The sequence below is a fragment of the Pseudomonas benzenivorans genome (genome assembly GCF_024397895.1).
Lineage (GTDB): Bacteria > Pseudomonadota > Gammaproteobacteria > Pseudomonadales > Pseudomonadaceae > Aquipseudomonas > Aquipseudomonas benzenivorans_A.
Window position 1 is genome coordinate 2580451 of the sequence record NZ_CP073346.1, and the last position, 22637, is coordinate 2603087.

Genomic DNA, 22637 nt, shown 5'->3' on the forward strand with positions numbered 1-22637 from the left:
CTTAAGCGTCGACGCTTGCGCAGATCAGGTTGACCCCGCGCGCCGTCAGTTGTTCACGGGCCTCGGCATCGAGGCGCTCGTCGGTGATCAGGGTATGGACGCTGCTCCAGGGCAGCTCCAGGTTGGGAATCTTGCGGCCGATCTTGTCGCTCTCGACCATGACGATGACTTCGCGGGCCACCTCGGCCATGACCCTTGAGAGCCCCAGCAGTTCGTTGAAGGTGGTGGTACCACGCGCCAGGTCGATGCCGTCGGCGCCGATGAACAGCTGGTCGAAGTCGTAGGAGCGCAACACCTGCTCGGCGACCTGACCCTGAAAGGACTCGGAGTGGGGGTCCCAGGTTCCGCCGGTCATCAGCAGTACCGGCTCGTGCTCGAGGTCGCGCAGGGCGTTGGCCACGTTCAGCGAGTTGGTCATCACCACCAGGCCCGGCCTGTGGCCCAGCTCGGGGATCATCGCCGCGGTGGTGGTGCCGCTGTCGATGATGATCCGCGCGTGCTCGCGAATGCGCGCCACCCCGGCGCGGGCGATGGCCTGCTTGTAGCGGGAAATCGGCTGCACGGCGTCGCCGATCAGCTCCTGGGGCATGGGCACCGCGCCGCCGTAGCGACGCAGCAGCAGGCCGTTCTTCTCCAGGGCGGCGAGGTCCTTGCGGATGGTCACCTCCGAGGTGGCAAAGCCTTTGGCCAGCTCGTCGACGCTCACCTCGCCCTGGGTATTAAGCAGGGCAAGGATGGCGTGGCGGCGCTGTGGGGTGTTGCGCTTCGACATGGATAAGTTTCGATTCGAAAGTTAGTGGCGCGAATCAAAACCTAATGGCGCTTTTGCGTCAAGGGGCAATCGACCTGGGGTGGATGACGGATTGCTCATCCACCCCAGCGTTCGATCGAGAGTCCAGCGGAAAACGCGACGCGATCTCCTCCAGGGTGGCGACGCCCCTAGACCGACCTCACTTCTTGATCTTCACCGGACGCTTCCAGCCTTGGATATTGCGCTGCTTGGCGCGGCCCACCGCCAGGCCGTCCGCCGGTACGTCGGTGGTGACCACCGAGCCCGCGCCCGTGGTAGCGCGATCGCCCAGATTGACCGGGGCGACCAGGGCGCTGTTGGAGCCGATGAACACGTCCTCGCCCATCACCGTGCGGAACTTGTTGGCGCCATCGTAGTTGCAGGTGATGGTGCCGGCGCCGATGTTGCTTCGCGCGCCGATCTCGGCGTCACCCAGATAACTCAGGTGGCCGGCCTTGGCGCCCTCGCCCAGCACCGCGTTCTTCAGCTCGACGAAGTTGCCGACGTGGGCCTTCGCACCGAGCACCGCGCCGGGACGCAGGCGGGCGAAGGGACCGCAGTCGGCGCCTGAGCCCAGCTCGGCGCCGTCCAGGTGACTGTTGGCCTTGACCACTGCGCCGGTGCGCAGGGTGCTGTCCTTGATCACGCAGTTCGGGCCGATCTCGACACCGTCCTCGATGACCACCCGGCCCTCGAGAATCACATTGATATCGATCAACACGTCGCGACCGACCGTCACTTCGCCGCGCAGATCGAAGCGCGCCGGATCGCGCAGCGTCACGCCCTGGGCCATCAGCTGTCGCGCCGCACGCTGCTGGTAGTGGCGCTCCAGCTCGGCCAGCTGGATGCGGTCGTTGGCGCCCTGCACCTCCATGGCATCCAGCGGTTGCTCGGTGGCCACCACCAGGCCGTCGGCCACCGCCATGGCGATCACATCGGTGAGGTAGTACTCGCCTTGGGCGTTGCTGTTGGAGAGCCGGCCCAGCCAGTCGCCAAGGCGCTTGCCCGGAACGGCGAGAATGCCGGTATTGCCCTCGCAGATCTGCCGCTGCGCAGGCGTCGCATCCTTGTGCTCGACGATGGCCTGCACCACGCCGTCTGCATCGCGGACGATGCGGCCGTAGCCGGTCGGGTCATTCAGGTCGACGGTGAGCAATGCCAGCTGGTCATCCGCCACCTTATGCAGCAGGCGCTCCAGGGTCGCCTGCTCGATCAGCGGCACGTCGCCGTAGAGGATCAGCACCCGTTCGGCGGTCAACGCCGGCAGCGCCTGGGCGACAGCGTGCCCGGTGCCGAGCTGTTCGCGCTGCAGGACGAAATTCAGATCCTCGCTCGCCAGCCGCTCCCTGACCGTCTCGGCGCCATGGCCGATCACCACATGGATGCCCTGGGGCGACAGCTGCCGTGCGGTATCGACCACATGGCCGAGCATGGACTTGCCCGCAACCGGATGCAGGACTTTGGGCAAGGCGGAACGCATGCGGGTGCCTTGGCCGGCGGCGAGAATGACGATATCGAGGGACATGGGCAGGACCGATCCAAAAAAATGCGGGCAAAGAAAAAGGGTAGCCAAGGCTACCCTTTTACTGACTTGCGATGAAGTGCAGCGGTATCAGCTACCGCCGAACTTCTTGCGCAGCTGCTGGACGGTGCGCAGCTGAGCTGCAGCCTCGGCCAGGCGAGCGGCGGCGGAACCGTAGTCGAACTCGGCACCATGTTCGTGCAGAGCCTTCTCGGCCGCCTTGACGGCCTCCAGGGCAGAGGCTTCGTCCAGGTCGGCGGCGCGCTGCACGGTGTCGGCAAGAACCTTGACCATGTTCGGCTGCACTTCCAGGAAGCCGCCGGAGATGTAATACACCTCCTCTTCGCCACCCTGCTTGACCACGCGGATCGGCCCCGGCTTGAGGTCGGTGATCAAGGGCGCGTGGCCCGGAGCGATACCAAGATCCCCCAGGTTGCCGTGCGCGATCACCATTTCCACCAGACCGGAGAAAATCTCTGCTTCTGCGCTGACGATATCGCAATGGACTGTCATAGCCATACGCTTGCCTCACGTGACAGGCTGAGGATAACAGCTTATCCACAACCTGATGCGCCCGTTGCCAGGCGCATGGGTGATTACAGTTTCTTCGCTTTCTCGATGGCTTCTTCGATGCCGCCGACCATGTAGAACGCCTGCTCTGGCAGGTGATCGTAGTCGCCCTTGAGAATGCCGCCGAAGCCCGCGATGGTGTCCTTCAGGGACACGTACTTGCCTGGCGAACCGGTGAAGACTTCGGCCACGAAGAACGGCTGGGACAGGAAGCGCTGGATCTTACGAGCACGGGATACCAGCTGCTTGTCCTCTTCGGACAGTTCGTCCATACCGAGGATGGCGATGATGTCCTTCAGTTCCTTGTAGCGCTGCAGCACGTACTGCACGCCGCGGGCGGTGTCGTAGTGCTCCTGGCCGATCACGTTCGGGTCCAGCTGGCGCGAGGTGGAGTCGAGCGGATCGACCGCCGGGTAGATACCCAGGGAGGCGATGTCGCGGGACAGTACCACGGTGGCGTCGAGGTGGGCGAAGGTGGTCGCCGGGCTCGGGTCGGTCAAGTCGTCCGCAGGTACGTAGACGGCCTGGATCGAGGTGATCGAGCCTTTCTTGGTGGAGGTGATGCGCTCCTGCAGAACGCCCATCTCCTCGGCCAGGGTCGGCTGGTAACCTACTGCGGACGGCATACGGCCGAGCAGTGCGGATACTTCGGTACCGGCCAGGGTGTAACGGTAGATATTGTCGACGAAGAACAGTACGTCACGACCTTCGTCACGGAACTTCTCGGCCATGGTCAGGCCGGTCAGTGCCACGCGCAGACGGTTGCCTGGCGGCTCGTTCATCTGACCGTAAACCAGGGCTACCTTGTCGAGAACGTTGGAATCCTTCATCTCGTGGTAGAAGTCGTTACCCTCACGAGTACGCTCACCCACACCGGCGAACACGGAATAACCGCTGTGCTCGATGGCGATGTTACGGATCAGTTCCATCATGTTTACGGTTTTGCCGACACCGGCACCACCGAACAGACCGACTTTACCGCCCTTGGCGAACGGACAAACCAGGTCGATAACCTTGATGCCGGTTTCCAGCAGTTCGTTGGAGCCAGCTTGTTCGGCATAGGACGGCGCCGGACGGTGAATGCCCCAGCGCTCTTCTTCGCCAATCGGACCAGCTTCGTCGATCGGGTTGCCCAGCACGTCCATGATACGGCCCAGGGTTTTCACCCCGACCGGAACCTGGATACCTGCGCCAGTGCTGCCGACGTCCAGGCCACGCTTGAGGCCTTCGGTCGAACCCATCGCAATGGTACGTACCACGCCGTCGCCCAGCTGCTGCTGGACTTCCAGGGTGGTTTCGGCGCCGACTACTTTCAGCGCTTCATAAACACTCGGCACCTGATCACGCGGGAATTCCACGTCGATAACGGCGCCGATGATTTGAACGATACGTCCGCTACTCATCTTTGGTTCCTCTGAATATTTGAACCGTTCTTAAACCGCGGCAGCGCCGCCGACGATTTCCGAAATCTCTTGGGTGATCGCTGCCTGACGCGCCTTGTTGTAAACCAACTGCAGGTCTTTGATGATGTCGCCAGCGTTGTCGGTGGCGTTCTTCATCGCGATCATCCGCGCAGCCTGCTCGGCCGCGTTGTTCTCGACCACCGCCTGGTACACCTGCGACTCCACGTAACGCACCATCAAGCCGTCCAGCAGCTCCTTGGCGTCGGGTTCGTACAGGTAGTCCCAGTGGTGCTTGAGCTCTTCATCCGGAGTCGCCTCCAGCGGAATCAACTGCTCCACTGTCGGCTGTTGCGTCATGGTATTGATGAACTTGTTCGAGACCACGGACAAACGGTCGATGCGACCCTCGAGGTACGCATCGAGCATCACCTTGACGCTGCCGATCAGATCGTTGATCGACGGTTCTTCGCCCAGGTGGCTGATCGCAGCGACTACGTTGCCACCAAAGTTGCGGAAGAATGCCGCACCCTTGCTGCCAATCACGCAGAGATCGATCTCCACGCCGCGCTCGCGATTGCTCGCCATGTCCTTGACCAGAGCCTTGAACAGGTTGGTATTCAGGCCACCACACAGACCACGGTCCGAACTCACCACCACATAACCGACGCGCTTGATTTCACGATCGTTCATGAAGGGATGACGGTATTCCGGGTTGGCGTTGGCCAGATGACCGATGACCTGGCGGATACGCTCCGCGTAGGGACGGCTCGACGCCATGCGCTGTTGAGCCCTGCGCATTTTGCTGACCGCCACCTTTTCCATGGCGCTGGTGATCTTCTGCGTGCTTTTGATGCTCGCAATCTTGCTGCGAATCTCTTTTGCGCCTGCCATTTGACACCTATCGGGTTAGCAGGCGGGGGCCGCGAGGCCCCCGCTGCGGCTTACCAGGTTTGGGTGGCCTTGAACTTCTCGATACCGGCTTTGAGCTGGCCATCGATGTCGTCGTTGAAGTCACCCTTCTCGTTGATCTTGGCCAGCAGAGCGGCGTGATCCCGGTTGAAGTAAGCGATCAGGGCCTGCTCGAAGGCGCCGACTTTGGCGACTTCGATGTCCCGCAGGAAACCACGGTCGGCGGCATACAGCGACAGCGACATGTCGGCGATCGACATCGGCGCGTACTGCTTCTGCTTCATCAGCTCGGTAACGCGCTGACCATGCTCGAGCTGCTTGCGGGTGGCTTCGTCCAGGTCAGAGGCGAACTGGGCGAAGGCCGCCAGTTCACGGTACTGCGCCAGGGCGGTACGGATGCCACCGGAGAGCTTCTTGATGATCTTGGTCTGCGCGGCACCGCCTACGCGGGATACCGAAATACCGGCGTTGACCGCCGGACGGATGCCCGAGTTGAACATGGCCGATTCCAGGAAAATCTGACCGTCGGTGATCGAGATCACGTTGGTCGGAACGAACGCGGAAACGTCGCCTGCCTGGGTTTCGATGATCGGCAGGGCGGTCAGGGAACCGGTCTTGCCTTTCACTTCGCCGTTGGTGAACTTCTCGACATACTCTTCGGAAACGCGCGATGCACGCTCCAGCAGACGGCTGTGGAGATAGAACACGTCGCCCGGGTAAGCTTCGCGGCCTGGCGGACGGCGCAGCAGCAGGGAGATCTGGCGGTAAGCCACGGCCTGCTTGGACAGATCGTCATACACGATCAGCGCGTCTTCGCCGCGGTCGCGGAAGTACTCGCCCATGGTGCAGCCGGCGTACGGTGCGATGAACTGCAGCGCAGCGGATTCGGACGCGGACGCCGCCACCACGATGGTGTTGGCCAGGGCGCCATTCTCTTCCAGCTTGCGCACGACGTTGGCGATGGTCGACTGCTTCTGACCGATGGCCACGTAGACGCAGCGGATGCCGCTGTTCTTCTGGTTGATGATGGCGTCGATAGCCAGGGCGGTCTTACCGATCTGACGGTCACCGATGATCAGCTCACGCTGGCCACGGCCGACCGGGATCATGGCGTCAACCGACTTGTAGCCGGTCTGTACCGGCTGGTCGACCGACTTACGCCAGATCACGCCCGGTGCAACCTTCTCAACGGCATCGGTCGCGGTGTTGTTCAGCGGACCCTTGCCATCGATGGGGTTACCCAGGGCATCGACCACGCGGCCCAGCAGCTCCGGACCAACCGGAACTTCCAGGATGCGCCCGGTGCACTTGGCGCTCATGCCTTCGGCCAGGCTGGTGTAGGCGCCCAGGACCACGGCACCGACGGAGTCCTGCTCCAGGTTCAGTGCCATGCCGAAGACGCCGCCCGGGAACTCGATCATTTCGCCGTACATCACATCGGCGAGACCGTGAATGCGCACGATGCCGTCGGAAACGCTGACGACAGTGCCTTCGTTACGGGCTTGGGAAGAGACGTCGAGTTTCTCGATGCGCCCCTTGATGATTTCACTAATTTCGGAAGGATTGAGTTGCTGCATAGCTCTGCTGCCCCTTCAAACTCAAGATTTCAATGCTTCGGCCAGCTTCGCGATCTTGCCGCGAACTGAGCCATCGATAACCAGGTCGCCGGCGCGGATGACGACACCACCAATCAAGGCGGTATCCTCCGCGGCGTGCAGACGCACTTCTCGGCCGAGCCGTGCACTGAGAACCTTGGCGAGTTTGTCTTGCTGTTCATCGCTCAATGCGAAGGCACTGGTGACATCCACGTCGATCGACTTTTCCTGTTCGGCCTTGTAAAGCTCGAACAGCTCGACGATCTCCGGCAACAGGGCCAGACGATCGTTCTCGGCGAGAACGTGGATGAAATTGCGTACCTGGGCGTCGAACTTGTCACCACACACCTCGCTAAAGGTGGTGGCCTTATCTGTACTCGTCAGACGCGGGGCCTTGAGTACGCGCTGCATGGTGTCGTCTTGCGACACCGCAGACGCCAGGCCGAGCATGGCTGACCAATCGGCCAGCTGCTGGTGTGCCTGGGCGTACTCGAAGGCAGCCTTAGCGTAAGGTCGGGCCAGCGTGGTCAGTTCTGCCATGATCGCGCCCTCGCTTAAATTTCGGCTGCCAGTTTGTTAACCAGCTCCGCATGCGCGTTTTGGTCGATGGATACGCCCAGGATCTTTTCGGCGCCGCTGACCGCCAGGCCACCCACTTGGGCACGCAAGGCGTCTTTGACGCTGTTCAGTTCCTGTTCGATCTCGGCCTGAGCCTGAGCCTTTACACGGTCAGCTTCGACGCGAGCCTGTTCACGGGCTTCGTCGACGATCTGGGTACCGCGTTTCTTGGCCTGCTCGATGATCTCGGCTGCCTGAGTTTTGGCTTCGCGCAGTTGTTGGGCCACTTTCTCATGGGCCAACTCCAGGTCACGAGCCGCTCGGTTGGCAGCGTCCAATCCATCTGCAATCTTCTTCTGACGCTCCTGCAAAGCCGTAATGACCGGAGGCCACACGTACTTCATGCAGAACAGCACGAAGATGAAGAAGGCAACGGACTGGCCAATCAGGGTTGCATTAATGTTCACGCCAACACCTCGCTCGTTCGTTGTCCGTCAAACCAAATCACTCGAAGGGTCGAGTGATTAGCCTGCAATTTGACCAACGAAGGGGTTCGCGAAGGTGAAGAACAGTGCGATACCAACACCGATCATGGTCACGGCGTCGAGCAGACCGGCGACGATGAACATTTTCACTTGCAGCATCGGAACCATTTCCGGCTGACGCGCAGCGCCTTCCAGGAACTTGCCGCCCAGCAGGCCGAAGCCAATGGCGGTACCCAGTGCACCCAGGCCAATCAGCAGAGCAACAGCGATCGCGGTCAGACCAACTACAGTTTCCATTTTTCCTCCCGACTTTTATGTCGTATTGGTTAAGGTTTTCTAAGGTAGAGCGGTAAAGCTAAATCGTTTGCAGCTTGCCCTTGCGGGCGTCCCCCAACATCACCACACCCGGGCCGGCGCCTCGTCGAGGAGTCGGCTTACGGATGCGTAAGAGCTGTTAGTGGTTGTCTTCGTGCGCCATCGACAGGTAGACGATGGTCAGCATCATGAAGATGAACGCCTGCAGGGTGATGATCAGGATGTGGAACACAGCCCAGGCCCAGTGCAGCACGATGCCGAAGGCGCCCAGCAGCCAGCCGGCGCTGAATACCACGGCGATCAGGATGAAGATCAGTTCGCCGGCGTAGAGGTTGCCGAACAGACGCAAGGCCAGCGAGATTGGCTTGGCGATCAGGGTCACGAACTCCAGCAGGAAGTTGACCGGCACCAGCAGAGCCTGGACCAGGACGTTCTTGCTGCCGAACGGGTGCAGGGTCAGTTCGCCGAGGAAGCCGCCGATACCCTTGACCTTGATGCTGTAGAAGATGATCAAGGCGAACACCGAGAACGCCAGGCCCAGGGTGGCATTCGGGTCGGTCGTCGGCACCACGCGGAAGAACAGGTGGCTGTCACCCGAGATCTTGGCGGCAGCCATCGGCAGCCAGTCGACCGGAATCAAGTCCATGAAGTTCATCAGGAAGACCCAGACGAAGATTGTCAGGGCGAGCGGCGCGATCAGCGGGTTTCGACCGTGGAAGGTTTCCTTGACGCTGTTGTCGACGAACTCCACCAGAACTTCGACGAAGTTCTGCAGGCCGCCGGGTTGACCGCTGGTCGCGCGCTTGGCGGCCATGCGGAACAACAGGACAAAGAGCAGGCCCAATACGACGGACCAGCCCAGGGTGTCCACGTGAAAAGCCCAGAAGCCCATTTCTTTGGCTTCCTCAGCGGTGTGGGCAAAGCTCCAGCCATTCACCGGGTGCTGACCGTAGGTCAGGTTCTGCAGGTGGTGCTGGATATAGCCCGAAGCGGTTTGTTCTGCCATGGTTGCCTCAAACGCCCTAAGGTCTAAAAAGTCTTATTTTCATCAGCAGGGGTGCAAACCAGTTGACCGCTTGGGTCAGGAGGAATACGCCGAACAACGCCAGCGCTTCCAATGGCTTGACGCCCGCAAACGCCAGTGCAAACAGCACCGCCGTCAAAATCAGTTTTCCCGCCTCGCCAGCGTAAAACGACCGGACGATGGCTTGAGCAGCCCGCGCTCCGGAATACCGGAACGCCTTGTGGGCAAAATACAGGTTAGGTAGCCAAGCAATCAGGCCGCCCAACAACCCAGAGTATCCCTGTACCGCGCCGCGCCATTGCCACAACACGACAGCGGCAAGCAGAACAACGACCAGCTGGACCACCAGGACCGGAAAAACCGGCAAGCGATGGAAGGGCAAGCGGTTCGGCGTGCGAACATCCATCGGTTACTTTTCCTGGAAACGGCTCTCTGGTGTCGGCACCTAAAATCAGTGACTTGGCATACTTTGTGCCGACGAAATGCGCGCAGAGTATAGGGGTGCTTCCCCCCCCATTCAACCTTCAACCCGCGATTTCCGACCATTCGTTTCGACTGCAAGTGTTTCAGCGAATGTGCGCGAGCACGCCCTGCAACTCATCCAGTGAGTTGTAGCGAATCACCAGTTGCCCCTTACCCTTCTGTCCATGCTTGATCTGCACCGGCGAGCCCAGGCGCTCAGCCAGGCGCTGTTCGAGACGACTGATGTCGGGGTCTGCCTTGACCTTTTCGACAGGTTTTTCCTTGGTGTTCAACCATTGCCGCACCAGTGCCTCGGTCTGGCGCACGGTGAGCCCGCGTGCGACAACGTGTCGCGCCCCTTCGATCTGCTGTTCCAGGGGCAGGCCCAACAGGGCGCGGGCATGGCCCATTTCCAGGTCGCCGTGGGCGAGCAGGGTCTTGATCTCCTCCGGCAGGGCGATCAGGCGCAACAGGTTGGTGATAGTCACTCGCGACTTGCCGACGGCTTCGGCCACCTGCTGCTGGGTCAGCTGGAACTCCTGCTGCAGTCGCTGCAGGGCCACGGCCTCCTCGATCGGGTTGAGGTCCTCGCGCTGGATGTTCTCGATCAGCGCCATGGCAATCGCGGCCTCGTCCGGCAGATCGCGGACCATGGCCGGAATCTTCTCCAGGCCTGCCTGGTGACAGGCGCGCCAGCGGCGCTCGCCGGCAACGATCTCGTAGCGTCCGCCATCGATCGGGCGGACCACGATCGGCTGCATCACGCCTTGGGCCTTGATCGACAGGGCCAGCTCTTCCAGTGCGGTAGGGTCCATATCGCGCCGGGGCTGGTACTTGCCGCGCTGGATCAGGTCCAGTGGCAGGTGCTGCAGTTCCTGGCGGTCGGCCCGGGCGGCTTCTTCCTGCAACGCGTTAACGCTGGTCCCCCCCAGCAGGGCGTCCAGGCCTCGTCCTAGCCCTCGTTTCTTGGCGGCCATGCGGAATTCCTTATGCGGTAGCGGTGTGGGCGGCGGCGCGCTGACGGCGAACCAGTTCGCCGGCCAAGGCCAGGTAGGCGATGGCTCCACGGGATTGCTTGTCGTACACCAGCGCCGGCATACCGAAGCTCGGCGCTTCGGCCAGGCGCACATTGCGCGGGATCACGGTCTGGTACAGCTGGTCGGCGAAATGCGCCTTGAGCTGCGCCGAGACGTCATTGGTCAGGCTGATGCGCGGGTCGTACATGGTGCGCAACAGGCCTTCGATCTTCAGGTTCGGATTGAGCATCTGGGCGATACGCTGGATGCTGTTGACCAGGTCGCTGAGCCCCTCCAGGGCGTAGTACTCGCATTGCATGGGGATGATCACCCCGTCGGCGGCGACCAGGGCGTTGACCGTGAGCATGGACAGGGCCGGCGGGCAGTCGATGAGGATGTAGTCGTAGTTCTCGCGGATCGGCGCCAAGGCATAACGCAGGCGGCTCTCCTTCATCTTCATTTCCAGCAGGGCGACTTCGGCGGCGGTGAGGTCGCGGTTGGCCGGCAGCAGCTGGTAGCCCCCGTGCTCGGAGACCTGCATGGCCTCGGCCAGGTCGCACTCGCCGATCAGCACGTCGTAGATCGAGTGCTCCAGCCCGTGCTTATCCACACCGCTGCCCATGGTGGCGTTGCCCTGGGGATCGAGGTCGATCAGCAGCACCCGGCGCTTGGTCGCCACCAGCGAGGCCGCCAGATTGATGCAGGTGGTGGTCTTGCCCACGCCGCCTTTCTGGTTAGCGATTGCGAATACTTTAGCCATCTGCCGTTCCCCCTAGACCGAGCGACGCAGTATCAACAGATGGCGCTGACCTTGGCAACCGGGAACCTTGAGCACTTCGGTGGCGATGAGCCGGAAGTCCGCCGGTAGCGCCTGCAGCTCGTCATCCGGGTGCACGCCTTTCATCGCCAGCCAGCGTGTCTGGCCATCGCCCAGGTGACGGGTCCAGTTGGCGAAATCCTCCAGCGCGCTGAAGGCCCGCGAGCAGATGCCGGCGAAGGGCTGAGGCGGCTGGAAGGCCTCGACCCGGCTGTGGATAACTTCCAGGTTGGCCAACTTGAGCTCGAGCTTCACCTGGGTGAGAAAGCGGGTCTTCTTGCCATTGGAGTCGAGCAGGGTAAACCGCCGCTCGGGAAACAGGATGGCCAGGGGAATGCCCGGCATGCCGCCGCCGCTGCCGACGTCCAGCCAGCTGTCGCCGGCCTCCGCGACGTAAGGCACGACGCTGAGGCTGTCGAGCAGGTGCCGCGAGACCATCTCGTCCGGATCGCGCACGGCGGTCAGGTTGTAGGCCTTGTTCCACTTGATCAGCAGCGCAAGGTAGGCGAGCAGTAGTTCCTGCTGCTCCGCGGACACCTCGACGCCGAATTCGCGCGCGCCCTGGGCCAGCTCTTCGGCATGGCGTTGAGTGACCACTGACATCAGGCGCTGTGCTCCAGCTGTTGACCCGCACTGCGCTTCTTCAGGTGAATCAGCAGCAGCGAGATGGCCGCCGGGGTGACTCCTGGAATGCGCGAGGCCTGGCCGAGGGTTTGCGGGCGAGTCTCGCCGAGCTTGTGCTGGATTTCCTTGGACAGGCCGGAAATGCCCGCGTAGTCGATATCGGCCGGCAACTGGGTGTCCTCGCTAGCCCGCAGGCGAGCGATCTCTTCCTGCTGTCGGTCGATGTAGCCGGCGTACTTGGTCTTGATTTCCACCTGCTCGGCAACCTGAGGGTCCTGCGCGCCGCCGCCGGTAAGCTCGACCAAACCGGCATAGTCGATCTCCGGGCGGGCGAGCAGGTTGAGCAGGTTGTACTCGTGGGTCAGCGGCGTGCCGAAGCGCGTGGCAATGGCGTCGCCCTGGGGGGTGTTCGGGCGGACCCAGGTGCCCTTCAGCCTCTGCTCCTCCTGGACGATACCGTCGCGCTTGGCCACGAAGGCGGCCCAGCGCACATCGTCCACCAGGCCGAGTTCACGGCCCTTCTCGGTCAGACGCAGGTCGGCGTTGTCCTCACGCAGGATCAGCCGGTACTCGGCGCGGGAGGTGAACATGCGGTAGGGCTCCTGGGTGCCCAGGGTGATCAGGTCGTCGACCAGCACGCCGAGGTAGGCTTCGTCACGGCGCGGGCACCAGCTGTCCTTGCCCTGGGCTCGCAGCGCGGCATTGGCCCCCGCCAGCAGGCCCTGGGCGCCGGCTTCTTCGTAGCCGGTGGTGCCGTTGATCTGCCCGGCGAAGAACAGGCCACCGATCACCTTGGTCTCCAGGCTGTACTTCAGGTCACGGGGGTCGAAATAGTCGTACTCGATGGCGTAGCCGGGACGCACGATATGGGCGTTCTCCATGCCGCGGATGGAACGCACCACCTGCAACTGGACATCGAACGGCAGCGAGGTGGAGATGCCGTTGGGATAGAGCTCGTGGGTTGTCAGGCCCTCGGGCTCGATGAACACCTGGTGGCTGTCTTTGTCGGCGAAGCGGTGGATCTTGTCCTCGATCGACGGACAGTAGCGCGGCCCGACCCCTTCGATCATCCCCGAGTACATGGGCGAGCGATCGAGGTTGGCGGCGATGATCTCGTGGGTGCGGGCATTGGTGTGGGTGATCCAGCAACTGATCTGCCGCGGTTGCTGCTCGGCCTTACCGAGAAAGGACATCAGCGGGGTCGGGGTATCGCCCGGCTGTTCGGTCATCATCGAGAAATCCACCGTACGACCGTCGATGCGCGGCGGCGTGCCGGTCTTCAGTCGCCCGACCCGCAGGGGCAATTCGCGCAGACGCTGGGCCAGGGCGATCGAAGGTGGATCGCCGGCGCGGCCGCCGGAGTAGTTCTGCATGCCGATGTGGATAAGTCCACCGAGGAATGTGCCGGTGGTCAGTACCACCGAGTCGGCGAGAAAACGCAGGCCCATCTGGGTGACCACGCCCCGGACCTCGTCGTTCTCGACGATCAGGTCATCGGCCGCCTGCTGGAATATCCACAGGTTGGCCTGGTTTTCCAGGGTCTCGCGGATGGCGGCTTTGTACAGCACCCGGTCCGCCTGGGCACGGGTGGCGCGCACGGCCGGACCCTTGCGGCTGTTGAGTACACGGAACTGGATGCCGCCACGGTCGGTGGCCTCGGCCATGGCGCCGCCCAGGGCGTCGATTTCCTTGACCAGATGGCTCTTGCCGATACCGCCGATGGCCGGATTGCAGCTCATCTGCCCAAGGGTTTCCACGTTGTGGGTCAGCAGCAGGGTTTTTACCCCCATGCGCGCTGCGGCAAGGGCAGCCTCCGTGCCGGCGTGGCCGCCGCCGATGACGATCACCTGAAAACGGGAAGGGAAATCCACCACGCACCTCGTGCCTGTTGAGAATTGGGGGGGCTTTTGGGTCGAAAAGCTGGAAAGCCGGCAAGTATAGGCAGTTAGCCGGGTTGAAAGAAGCCTTTTGTACAAGAAATAGCCAACGCGGATGAGGCGGGCAGGACGGGCGGTTAATAAAGAATATATGAATGAATTTTTATAAAGCTTTGTTTTTATGTTTATTACTTATGCCCGGCTTTTCTGTGGATAGATGGCTGCAGGCCATACAGCTCGTGCTGTACAGCGATGTATAAGGCTGTGCCGATCCGGTCAGCAGCCAGTGCACCACAGGTGTCTAACCTGTGGATGAAAGCATGGGTTATGCACAGGAGCGATTATCCTCAGTTTTGCCACCGGGTTATCGACCGGGCTTAGGGGCGGTTTTCCACAGGGCTCAGGGGGTCGGTGGAGGGTCTCGGCAGATGTCGGTGCGCAGGCGAAAGCCCCCTGCCGGAGGCCGGCAGAGGGGCGAAGATAAGTGTGTTTTGAAGTCTGGGCGAACCTAGTGGTGGGCTACTTGCCGATGCAGAAGCTGGAGAAGATGCGTCCGAGCAGCTCATCCGAGCTGAAGGCCCCGGTGATCTCGCCGAGGGCGTGCTGGGCCTGACGCAGGTCTTCGGCCAGCAGCTCGCCGGCCCCCGCCAGGGTCAGCTGGGCGTGACCGTGATCGAGGCTGCTGGCGGCGTGGCGCAGGGCCTCCAGGTGCCGGCGCCGCGCGCTGAAGCCGCTCTCGGCGGTCTGTTCGTAGCCCATGCAGGCTTTGAGGTGGTCACGCAACAGCTCCAGGCCGCTGCCGGACTTGGCCGACAAGCTGAGGGTCACATGGCCATCGTCGCAGACGTTCAGGGCCACGGGGTCGCCGGACAGGTCGGCCTTGTTGCGGATCAGGGTGACCTTGGCCGGGTCCGGGCGCTGTTCGAGGAATTCCGGCCAAAGGGCAAAGGGATCCGCCGCCTCGGGCGCCGTGGCGTCGACCATCAACAGGATCCGGTCGGCCTCGGCGATGGCCTTCAGGGCGCGCTCCACGCCGATGCGCTCCACCTGGTCCTCGGTGTCGCGCAGGCCGGCGGTGTCGACCACGTGCAGCGGCATGCCGTCGATGTGGATATGTTCGCGCAGTACGTCGCGGGTGGTGCCGGCGATTTCGGTGACGATCGCCGCTTCGCGGCCAGCCAGGGCGTTGAGCAGGCTGGATTTGCCGGCGTTCGGCCGACCGGCGATGACCACGGTCATGCCGTCGCGCAACAGCGCACCTTGACCGGCCTCGCGCAGCACTGTGGATAAGTCCGCGCGTACCCCTTCCAGCAAGCTGAGGACGTGGCCATCGGCGAGGAAGTCGATCTCTTCCTCGGGAAAGTCGATCGCGGCCTCGACATAGATACGCAGCTGGATCAGCCGTTCGGTGAGGGCGTGGACGCGCCGGGAGAACTCGCCCTGCAGTGATCGCAAAGCGTTGCGTGCAGCCTGCTCGGAGCTGGCCTCGATCAGGTCGGCGATCGCCTCGGCCTGGGCCAGGTCGAGCTTGTCATTGAGGAAGGCGCGCTCGCTGAACTCGCCGGGGCGAGCCTGGCGCGCCCCGAGCTCGAGGCAGCGACGCAACAGCAGATCCATGACCACGGGGCCGCCATGACCCTGCAGCTCCAGCACGTCTTCGCCGGTAAAGGAGTTCGGGCCCGGAAAGTACAGGGCCAGGCCTTCGTCGATGAGCAGCTCTGGGCCGGCGTAGAAGGCGCCGTAGTGGGCATAGCGAGGCTGCAGCTGGCGCTGGCAGATGGTCATGGCAATTTGTCCCGCCAAGGGGCCGGACACGCGCACGATGCCCACTCCGCCACGGCCTTGGGCGGTCGCGACGGCGGCTATGGTTTCACGGGCTGTATGCATGCTGAACTCCAAAAGCTGGATAGCAAGACGCCCCACTGCGGGGGCGTCTTGTTAACTCTCAGAAGCGGCGGCGGTTCAGGCGGCAGCGGCCTTGCTCGCGGCTTCGATCTTGCGGGTAATGTACCACTGCTGGGCAATGGACAGGACGTTGTTGACCACCCAGTACAGCACCAGGCCTGCCGGGAACCAGAGGAAGAAGAAGGTGAAGATGATCGGCATCATTTTCATCACCTTGGCCTGCATCGGGTCCGGCGGCGTCGGGTTGAGCTGCTGTTGGATGAACATGGTGGCGCCCATGATGATCGGCAGGATGAAGAACGGATCCTTGATCGACAGGTCGGTTATCCACAGCAGCCAGGGGGCCTGACGCATTTCCACGCTTTCCAGGAGCACCCAGTAGAGCGCGAGGAAGACCGGCATCTGCACCAGGATCGGCAGGCAGCCGCCCAGCGGATTGATCTTTTCCTTCTTGTACAGCTCCATCATCGCCTGGGACATCTTCTGACGATCGTCGCCGAACTGTTCCTTCAGCGCCTGCAGCTTCGGCGACACCGCGCGCATGCGCGCCATCGACTTGTAGCTGGCGGCGGACAGCGGGAAGAACGCCAGTTTGATGATGATGGTCAGAACGATGATCGACCAGCCCCAGTTACCCAGCAACGTGTGGATATGGCCAAGGAGCCAGAAGATCGGCTTGGCCAGGAACCAGAGGATGCCGTAGTCGACCGTCAGGTCCAGACCGGGGGACAGGGCCTCGAGGTTGTCCTGGGTCTTGGGACCGGCGTAGAGGATGGCACTGGTTTCGGCACTGGCGCCGGCCGGCACGTTCAGGGCCGGGCCGGTGAAGCCGATGATGTAGTTGCCCTGGCTGTCCTTGCGGGTCTGCACCAGGTTGGTGCTGTCCTTTTGTGGAACCCAGGCGGTGACGAAGTAGTGCTGCAGCCAGGCGACCCAGCCACCTTCTACGGTTTCCCGCAGGTTCTGGTCGTCCATGTCACCGGTCGAGACCTTGGTGTAGGGCTTTTCCTTGGTCCAGAGTGCGGCACCCAGGTAGGTCGCGGTGCCGGTGGCGGTACTCGAGGACGGATCGCCGCTGTCGTCACGCTTGAGCTGGGCGAACAGGTTGCCGGTCCAGGCCTGGGCACTCTGGTTGTCGATCTGATAGCTGACGTTCAGGTCATACTGGCCGCGCTCGAAGGTGAAGCGCTTGACGTAGTTGACCCCGGCCTCGCTGAACTTGAGTTCGACCACCAGTTGTTCCTGGTCTTCCTGCAGGCGGTATTCACGCTGCTGGGTGCTGTACAGCGGGCGGCCGCTGGCCCGCGCATCGGGGCCGTTGGCACCGGTCAGGCCGCTCTGGGCCAGGTACAGGCGCTCGCCGCCGTTGTCGAACAGCTGGAAGGGCACATCCGGACGGTCCTGCCGACGCGGGTACTGCAGCAGGTGCAGTTGTACGACGTCGCCACCACGAGGATCGATGGACAGATCGAGGACATCGGTCTTCACCCGGATCAGCTCGTCACTGACCGGACTGCTGATCACGCTCGGTTCACTGACCTCGGTGCCGGCCGTCGGTACATCCGCGCTGCTGGACGCGACAGCGGTTTCCGGCAAGCCCGGCACGGTGCTGCTGGATGTGGCGGTCTGAGTCGGCAGGGCAGCTTGGCCGTAGTCCTGGTTCCACTGGAGAACCATCATATAGGACACGATTGCCAGGGCGACGATCAGGATCGTGCGTTGAATATCCATGATTATTCGGCCATCGAAGAGGAACGGGAGGTATTCGAGAGGGGTACCGGGTCGTAGCCACCGGGATTCCACGGGTGACAGCGACCTAGCCGACGCAGGGTCAGCCAGCCACCGCGCAGGAGGCCATGATGCTCGATGGCCTCCTGCGCGTAGCAGGAACAGCTGGGGTAGAAGCGACAGTGGTTCGCCATCAGCGGGCTGATGGCGTAGCGATAGAACTGGATGGAAGCGAGTGCCAGTTTACGCATCGGGACTGTCGTTCACCCCGGGGTGGGCATTGGCCTGCGGGCCGGGCTTGTTACGTGCCAGGCGCTGCCAGAGTTTGCCGAACTGTTGAGCCAGTTCGGCGTTCTGCAGATCGCCCAACCCTTTACGCGCAACCACCACGATATCCCAACCTGCCAGTTTGTCCTGGTTCAGGCGGAACGATTCGCGGATCTGGCGTTTCAGGCGGTTGCGCTCAACCGAGAGCTTGACGCTCTTCTTGCCGATCACCAGGCCCAGTCGGGGGTGATCGGAGTCGTTGTTGCGCGCGAGCAGCAGGACATTTTTGCCCGGAGCTTTGCCGCTAGGGGAGTCGAAGACTGCCTTGAACTGGCGGGGAGTCAGCAGACGCTTTTCCCGGCCGAAGCCTCGACTCACCACAAGACAGAATGCTTAGACGGCCAGACGCTTGCGGCCCTTGGCGCGACGACGCGACAGGACGGCGCGACCGTTCTTGGTGGCCATACGGGCACGGAAACCGTGGGTGCGAGCGCGCTTGATGGTGCTGGGTTGGAAAGTGCGTTTCATGGTGCGGTACCTGGTGGTCGACGACGGGCCGGAATGGCCCCGGTTTTAAGAGACCGGCGATTGTAGAGAAAGCCGAGGGTGAGGTCAATTTCCAACCAGCCTTTCTTCTGACCAAAAGAAATATAAAGAAGAGAATATTTAAAGATCTTTTATAGAGTCTGTAATGATTAGTCGCGGCGGATTCTGTGGATAACTGCCTGTAGGGCCCATGTGGCAAGGCGTGGTGGCGTGGGGTAAGCCTGTCGAGAAACGGTGGTCCTGCTGTGGGCTGGGGGCGGATAAGCTGGGGATGAAAGCGGGAGTTACCCACAGGCCACTTTTCCACGGGCTTATCCAGCGGGTTACCCAAGTGGTTTTTGCCTGGTTATCCACAGAGCTTGCTGCGCGTTTCGGGGTTATGCTCAAGGCCAATAAGGTATTGATTTTCCTTGGCCCGCTTAGCGCATTCATGTGGATAACTCGGTGCTCGGCGGCTACAATAGCGGCTGTTTTTGCCTCACCGCCTTCCGACTTAGGGGATATCCGTGTCCGTGGAACTTTGGCAGCAGTGCGTGGAGCTTCTGCGCGATGAACTGCCTGCTCAGCAATTCAACACCTGGATCCGTCCACTGCAGGTCGAAGCCGAAGGCGACGAGCTTCGTGTCTATGCGCCCAACCGTTTCGTTCTCGATTGGGTCAACGAAAAGTACCTGAGCCGCCTGCTGGAGCTGTTGGCCGAGAGGACCAACGGTCTGGTCCCGGCGCTGTCCTTATTGATAGGCAGCAAGCGTTCGGCGGCCTCGCGCGTCGCAGCCGGCACCACCAGCGCTCGGGTCGCGCCCAGCATCGGGGCTGCCAGCCAGCCAGCGGTCAGCGCGTCGCCAGTCGAGCAGCCGTCGCGCTCGAAGTTCGACAGCATGGCGCAATCGTCCCCCGCCCCGCAGCCAGCACGCAGCGAGCGCACGGTGCAGGTGGAGGGCGCGCTCAAGCACACCAGCTACCTGAACCGGACCTTCACCTTCGACAATTTCGTCGAGGGTAAGTCCAACCAGTTGGCCCGCGCGGCCGCTTGGCAGGTCGCGGACAACCCCAAGCATGGTTACAACCCGCTGTTCCTCTATGGAGGTGTCGGCTTGGGCAAGACGCACCTGATGCACGCGGTAGGCAACCACCTGTTGCAGAAGAACCCCAATGCCAAGGTGGTCTACCTGCATTCGGAGCGGTTCGTCGCCGACATGGTCAAGGCGCTGCAGCTCAACGCGATCAACGAGTTCAAGCGTTTCTACCGCTCGGTGGATGCGCTGTTGATCGACGATATCCAGTTCTTCGCCAAGAAGGAGCGCTCCCAGGAGGAGTTTTTCCACACCTTCAACGCGCTGCTCGAGGGCGGTCAGCAGGTGATCCTCACCAGTGACCGCTACCCGAAGGAGATCGAGGGCCTGGAAGAGCGCCTGAAGTCCCGTTTCGGCTGGGGCCTTACGGTGGCGGTGGAGCCGCCGGAGCTGGAGACCCGGGTGGCGATCCTGATGAAGAAGGCCGACCAGGCCAAGATCGATCTGCCCCATGACGCGGCGTTCTTCATCGCCCAGCGGATCCGCTCCAACGTGCGCGAGCTCGAAGGTGCGCTGAAGCGGGTGATCGCCCATTCGCACTTCATGGGCCGGGATATCACCATCGAGTTGATTCGCGAGTCGCTGAAGGACCTGTTGGCGCTGCAGGACAAGCTGGTCAGCATCGACAATATCCAGCGCACGGTCGCCGAGTACTACAAGATCAAGATTTCCGACCTGCTGTCCAAGCGGCGCTCCCGTTCGGTGGCCCGCCCGCGACAGGTCGCGATGGCGCTGTCCAAGGAGCTGACCAACCACAGCCTGCCGGAGATCGGCGACGCCTTTGGCGGCCGCGACCATACGACGGTATTGCATGCATGCCGTAAGATTGCTGAACTTAGGGAATCCGACGCGGACATCCGCGAGGACTACAAGAATCTCCTGCGTACACTGACCACTTAACTACGCATTTCCACTAGGCAAGGGACTAGACCATGCATTTCACCATTCAACGCGAAGCCCTGTTGAAACCGCTGCAACTGGTCGCCGGCGTCGTGGAACGTCGCCAGACCTTGCCGGTGCTTTCCAATGTGCTGCTGGTGGTCGAAGGCCAGCAACTGTCGCTCACCGGTACCGACCTGGAAGTCGAGCTGGTCGGTCGAGTCACGCTGGAAGATGCGGCCGAGCCGGGCGAGATCACCGTGCCTGCGCGCAAACTGATGGATATCTGCAAGAGCCTGCCGAGCGATGCGCTTATCGATATTCGCGTCGATGAGCAGAAGTTGCTGGTCAAGGCCGGGCGTAGCCGTTTCACCCTGTCGACCCTGCCGGCCAATGATTTTCCCACCGTCGAGGAAAGCCCCGGTTCGCTGACCTTCAGCCTGGTGCAGAGCAAACTGCGTCGTTTGATCGAGCGCACCAGCTTCGCCATGGCGCAACAGGACGTGCGTTATTACCTCAACGGCATGCTCCTGGAGGTGCAGAGTGGCGTGTTGCGCGCCGTCGCCACCGACGGTCATCGCCTGGCCATGTGCTCGATGGCGGCTGCCATCGAGCAGGACGGCAGACACCAGGTGATCGTGCCGCGCAAGGGCATCCTGGAGTTGGCGCGCCTGCTCACCGAGCAGGATGGCGAGGTTGCCATCGTCCTTGGTCAGAATCATATCCGTGCGACCACCGGCGAGTTCACCTTCACCTCCAAGCTGGTCGACGGCAAGTTCCCGGACTACGAGCGCGTGCTGCCGCGTGGTGGCGACAAGTTGGTGGTGGCCGATCGTCAGGGCCTGCGGGAAGCCTTCAGCCGCACCGCCATTCTGTCCAACGAGAAATATCGCGGGATCCGTCTGCAGCTGGCGGCGGGCCTGCTGAAGATCCAGGCGAATAACCCGGAGCAGGAAGAGGCGGAGGAAGAAATCGCCGTCGACTACAACGGCAGCGCCCTGGAGATCGGTTTCAACGTCAGCTACCTGCTCGATGTGCTGGGCGTGATGACCACCGAGCAGGTGCGTCTGATCCTCTCTGATGCCAATAGCAGCGCGCTGGTTCAGGAGGCCGACAACGACGATTCCTCCTACGTCGTCATGCCGATGCGCCTGTAACCCTTAAATGTCCCTGACCCGCGTCACGGTCACCGCGGTGCGTAACCTGCATCCGGTGACCCTCTCCCCCTCCCCCCGCATCAATATCCTCCATGGCGCCAACGGCAGCGGCAAGACCAGCTTGCTGGAGGCCATCTACCTGCTCGGTCTGGCCCGCTCCTTTCGCAGCAATCGACTATTGCCGCTGATCCAGTACGACCAGCCGACCTGCACCGTATTCGGTCAGGTCCAGCAGGCCGATGGTCGCCTGTGCAACCTGGGGGTTTCCCGGGATCGCCAGGGCGAGTTGTTGATTCGCATCGACGGACAGAGTGCCCGCAGTACCGCCCAGCTGGCCGATGCGCTGCCGCTGCAGCTTATCAATCCAGACAGTTTTCGCCTGTTGGAGGGCGCACCGAAGATTCGCCGGCAGTTCCTCGACTGGGGTGTGTTCCACGTGGAACCTCGGTTTCTGACAGCCTGGCAGCGCCTCCAGAAGGCCCTGCGGCAGCGGAACTCGTGGCTGCGGCATGGTACACTTGACGCCGCTTCGCAGGCGGCCTGGGACCGTGAATTGTGCCTGGCCAGCGATGAGATAGACGCCTATCGGCGTGCCTACATTCAGGCGCTGAAGCCGGTGTTCGAGCGAACCCTGAGTGAGCTGGTCGAGCTGCAAGGGCTGACACTCAGCTACTACCGTGGCTGGGACAAGGAGCGAGAGTTGAGCCAAGTGCTGGCCTCTTCCCTTCCCCGCGATCAGCAGATAGGCCACACCCAGGCGGGACCGCAGCGCGCCGATCTCAGGTTGCGGCTGGGGGCCCATAACGCCGCGGAAATTTTATCTCGCGGCCAGCAGAAGTTGGTCGTCTGCGCCCTGCGCATTGCCCAGGGCCACCTGGTTGACCAGGCCAAGCGCGGCCAGTGCATCTATCTGGTGGATGACTTGCCGTCAGAACTGGATGAGCAGCACCGTCGTGCGTTGTGCCGTTTATTAGAAGATTTGCACTGCCAGGTGTTCATCACCTGTGTAGACCATGAATTGTTGAGGGAAGGCTGGCGCACGGACACGCCAGTTGCCATGTTCCACGTGGAACACGGCGGTATCACCCAGACCCACGACCACCGGGAGTGAAGGC

At 62.2% G+C, this 22637-nt stretch carries 23 protein-coding genes; 3 read left to right on the plus strand and 20 right to left on the minus strand.

Annotated elements, in window-relative coordinates; translation table 11 throughout:
- Position 1 precedes the first annotated feature (1 nt).
- From KDW96_RS12060 to rpmH, 20 genes are all read right to left on the minus strand, one after another.
- Positions 2-772 carry a DeoR/GlpR family DNA-binding transcription regulator gene (locus KDW96_RS12060; protein WP_255836497.1) on the minus strand — a complete coding sequence of 257 codons (771 nt, stop codon included), beginning with the start codon at positions 770-772 and terminating at the stop codon, positions 2-4.
- A 178-nt stretch (positions 773-950) separates the two neighbouring features.
- A complete protein-coding gene (gene glmU, locus KDW96_RS12065) occupies positions 951-2315 on the minus strand; it encodes a bifunctional UDP-N-acetylglucosamine diphosphorylase/glucosamine-1-phosphate N-acetyltransferase GlmU (RefSeq protein WP_255836498.1) in 1365 nt (454 codons plus the stop codon).
- Between the two features lie 87 nt (positions 2316-2402).
- Positions 2403-2831: a F0F1 ATP synthase subunit epsilon gene (locus KDW96_RS12070; protein ID WP_255836499.1), complete on the minus strand. Its 429-nt coding sequence runs from the start codon at positions 2829-2831 to the stop codon at positions 2403-2405.
- A gap of 77 nt (positions 2832-2908) precedes the next feature.
- Complete coding sequence (gene atpD / locus KDW96_RS12075; protein ID WP_255836500.1) at positions 2909-4285, minus strand: F0F1 ATP synthase subunit beta; 1377 nt, start codon at positions 4283-4285, stop codon at positions 2909-2911.
- Between the two features lie 30 nt (positions 4286-4315).
- Positions 4316-5176: a F0F1 ATP synthase subunit gamma gene (atpG, locus tag KDW96_RS12080; protein ID WP_255836501.1), complete on the minus strand. Its 861-nt coding sequence runs from the start codon at positions 5174-5176 to the stop codon at positions 4316-4318.
- Between the two features lie 50 nt (positions 5177-5226).
- Positions 5227-6771, minus strand: a complete 1545-nt coding sequence (gene atpA / locus KDW96_RS12085) for a F0F1 ATP synthase subunit alpha (RefSeq protein ID WP_255836502.1) — start codon at positions 6769-6771, stop codon at positions 5227-5229.
- Between the two features lie 21 nt (positions 6772-6792).
- Complete coding sequence (locus KDW96_RS12090; protein ID WP_255836503.1) at positions 6793-7329, minus strand: F0F1 ATP synthase subunit delta; 537 nt, start codon at positions 7327-7329, stop codon at positions 6793-6795.
- Between the two features lie 14 nt (positions 7330-7343).
- Positions 7344-7814: a F0F1 ATP synthase subunit B gene (locus KDW96_RS12095; protein ID WP_255836504.1), complete on the minus strand. Its 471-nt coding sequence runs from the start codon at positions 7812-7814 to the stop codon at positions 7344-7346.
- Between the two features lie 57 nt (positions 7815-7871).
- On the minus strand, positions 7872-8129 hold the full coding sequence (gene atpE / locus KDW96_RS12100; RefSeq protein ID WP_003097235.1) for a F0F1 ATP synthase subunit C: 258 nt from the start codon (positions 8127-8129) through the stop codon (positions 7872-7874).
- A 157-nt stretch (positions 8130-8286) separates the two neighbouring features.
- A complete protein-coding gene (atpB, locus tag KDW96_RS12105; protein WP_255836505.1) occupies positions 8287-9153 on the minus strand; it encodes a F0F1 ATP synthase subunit A in 867 nt (288 codons plus the stop codon).
- Positions 9154-9169: 16 nt separating this feature from the next.
- Complete coding sequence (locus KDW96_RS12110) at positions 9170-9577, minus strand: F0F1 ATP synthase subunit I (protein WP_370295020.1); 408 nt, start codon at positions 9575-9577, stop codon at positions 9170-9172.
- 160 nt (positions 9578-9737) lie between these two features.
- Positions 9738-10610, minus strand: a complete 873-nt coding sequence (locus KDW96_RS12115; RefSeq protein WP_255836506.1) for a ParB/RepB/Spo0J family partition protein — start codon at positions 10608-10610, stop codon at positions 9738-9740.
- A gap of 10 nt (positions 10611-10620) precedes the next feature.
- Positions 10621-11409: a ParA family protein gene (locus KDW96_RS12120; RefSeq protein WP_255836507.1), complete on the minus strand. Its 789-nt coding sequence runs from the start codon at positions 11407-11409 to the stop codon at positions 10621-10623.
- Positions 11410-11421: 12 nt separating this feature from the next.
- Complete coding sequence (rsmG, locus tag KDW96_RS12125; protein ID WP_255836508.1) at positions 11422-12069, minus strand: 16S rRNA (guanine(527)-N(7))-methyltransferase RsmG; 648 nt, start codon at positions 12067-12069, stop codon at positions 11422-11424.
- The gene (mnmG, locus tag KDW96_RS12130) at positions 12069-13961 is read right to left on the minus strand and encodes a tRNA uridine-5-carboxymethylaminomethyl(34) synthesis enzyme MnmG (RefSeq protein ID WP_255836509.1); all 1893 of its coding nucleotides are present in this window, start codon (positions 13959-13961) and stop codon (positions 12069-12071) included. Before mnmG ends, rsmG begins: the two co-directional genes overlap by 1 nt.
- Positions 13962-14486: 525 nt before the next feature.
- Positions 14487-15854: a tRNA uridine-5-carboxymethylaminomethyl(34) synthesis GTPase MnmE gene (mnmE, locus tag KDW96_RS12135; RefSeq protein WP_255836510.1), complete on the minus strand. Its 1368-nt coding sequence runs from the start codon at positions 15852-15854 to the stop codon at positions 14487-14489.
- A 75-nt stretch (positions 15855-15929) separates the two neighbouring features.
- Positions 15930-17603 carry a membrane protein insertase YidC gene (gene yidC / locus KDW96_RS12140; protein WP_255836511.1) on the minus strand — a complete coding sequence of 558 codons (1674 nt, stop codon included), beginning with the start codon at positions 17601-17603 and terminating at the stop codon, positions 15930-15932.
- A gap of 2 nt (positions 17604-17605) precedes the next feature.
- Positions 17606-17851: a membrane protein insertion efficiency factor YidD gene (gene yidD, locus KDW96_RS12145; protein WP_208707653.1), complete on the minus strand. Its 246-nt coding sequence runs from the start codon at positions 17849-17851 to the stop codon at positions 17606-17608.
- Positions 17844-18245: a ribonuclease P protein component gene (gene rnpA / locus KDW96_RS12150; protein ID WP_255836512.1), complete on the minus strand. Its 402-nt coding sequence runs from the start codon at positions 18243-18245 to the stop codon at positions 17844-17846. The genes yidD and rnpA overlap by 8 nt, the downstream gene beginning before the upstream one ends.
- Before the next feature lie 15 nt (positions 18246-18260).
- The gene (gene rpmH / locus KDW96_RS12155; RefSeq protein WP_002551315.1) at positions 18261-18395 is read right to left on the minus strand and encodes a 50S ribosomal protein L34; all 135 of its coding nucleotides are present in this window, start codon (positions 18393-18395) and stop codon (positions 18261-18263) included.
- Between the two features lie 524 nt (positions 18396-18919).
- Here rpmH and dnaA point away from each other — a divergent pair.
- Genes dnaA through recF form a run of 3 tightly spaced genes read left to right on the plus strand, consistent with a single transcriptional unit; the run spans position 18920 to position 22633 of the window.
- A complete protein-coding gene (dnaA, locus tag KDW96_RS12160) occupies positions 18920-20386 on the plus strand; it encodes a chromosomal replication initiator protein DnaA (protein ID WP_255836513.1) in 1467 nt (488 codons plus the stop codon).
- Positions 20387-20418: 32 nt separating this feature from the next.
- Positions 20419-21522, plus strand: a complete 1104-nt coding sequence (gene dnaN, locus KDW96_RS12165; RefSeq protein WP_255836514.1) for a DNA polymerase III subunit beta — start codon at positions 20419-20421, stop codon at positions 21520-21522.
- Between the two features lie 7 nt (positions 21523-21529).
- Positions 21530-22633: a DNA replication/repair protein RecF gene (recF, locus tag KDW96_RS12170; RefSeq protein ID WP_255836515.1), complete on the plus strand. Its 1104-nt coding sequence runs from the start codon at positions 21530-21532 to the stop codon at positions 22631-22633.
- Positions 22634-22637: the final 4 nt, after the last annotated feature.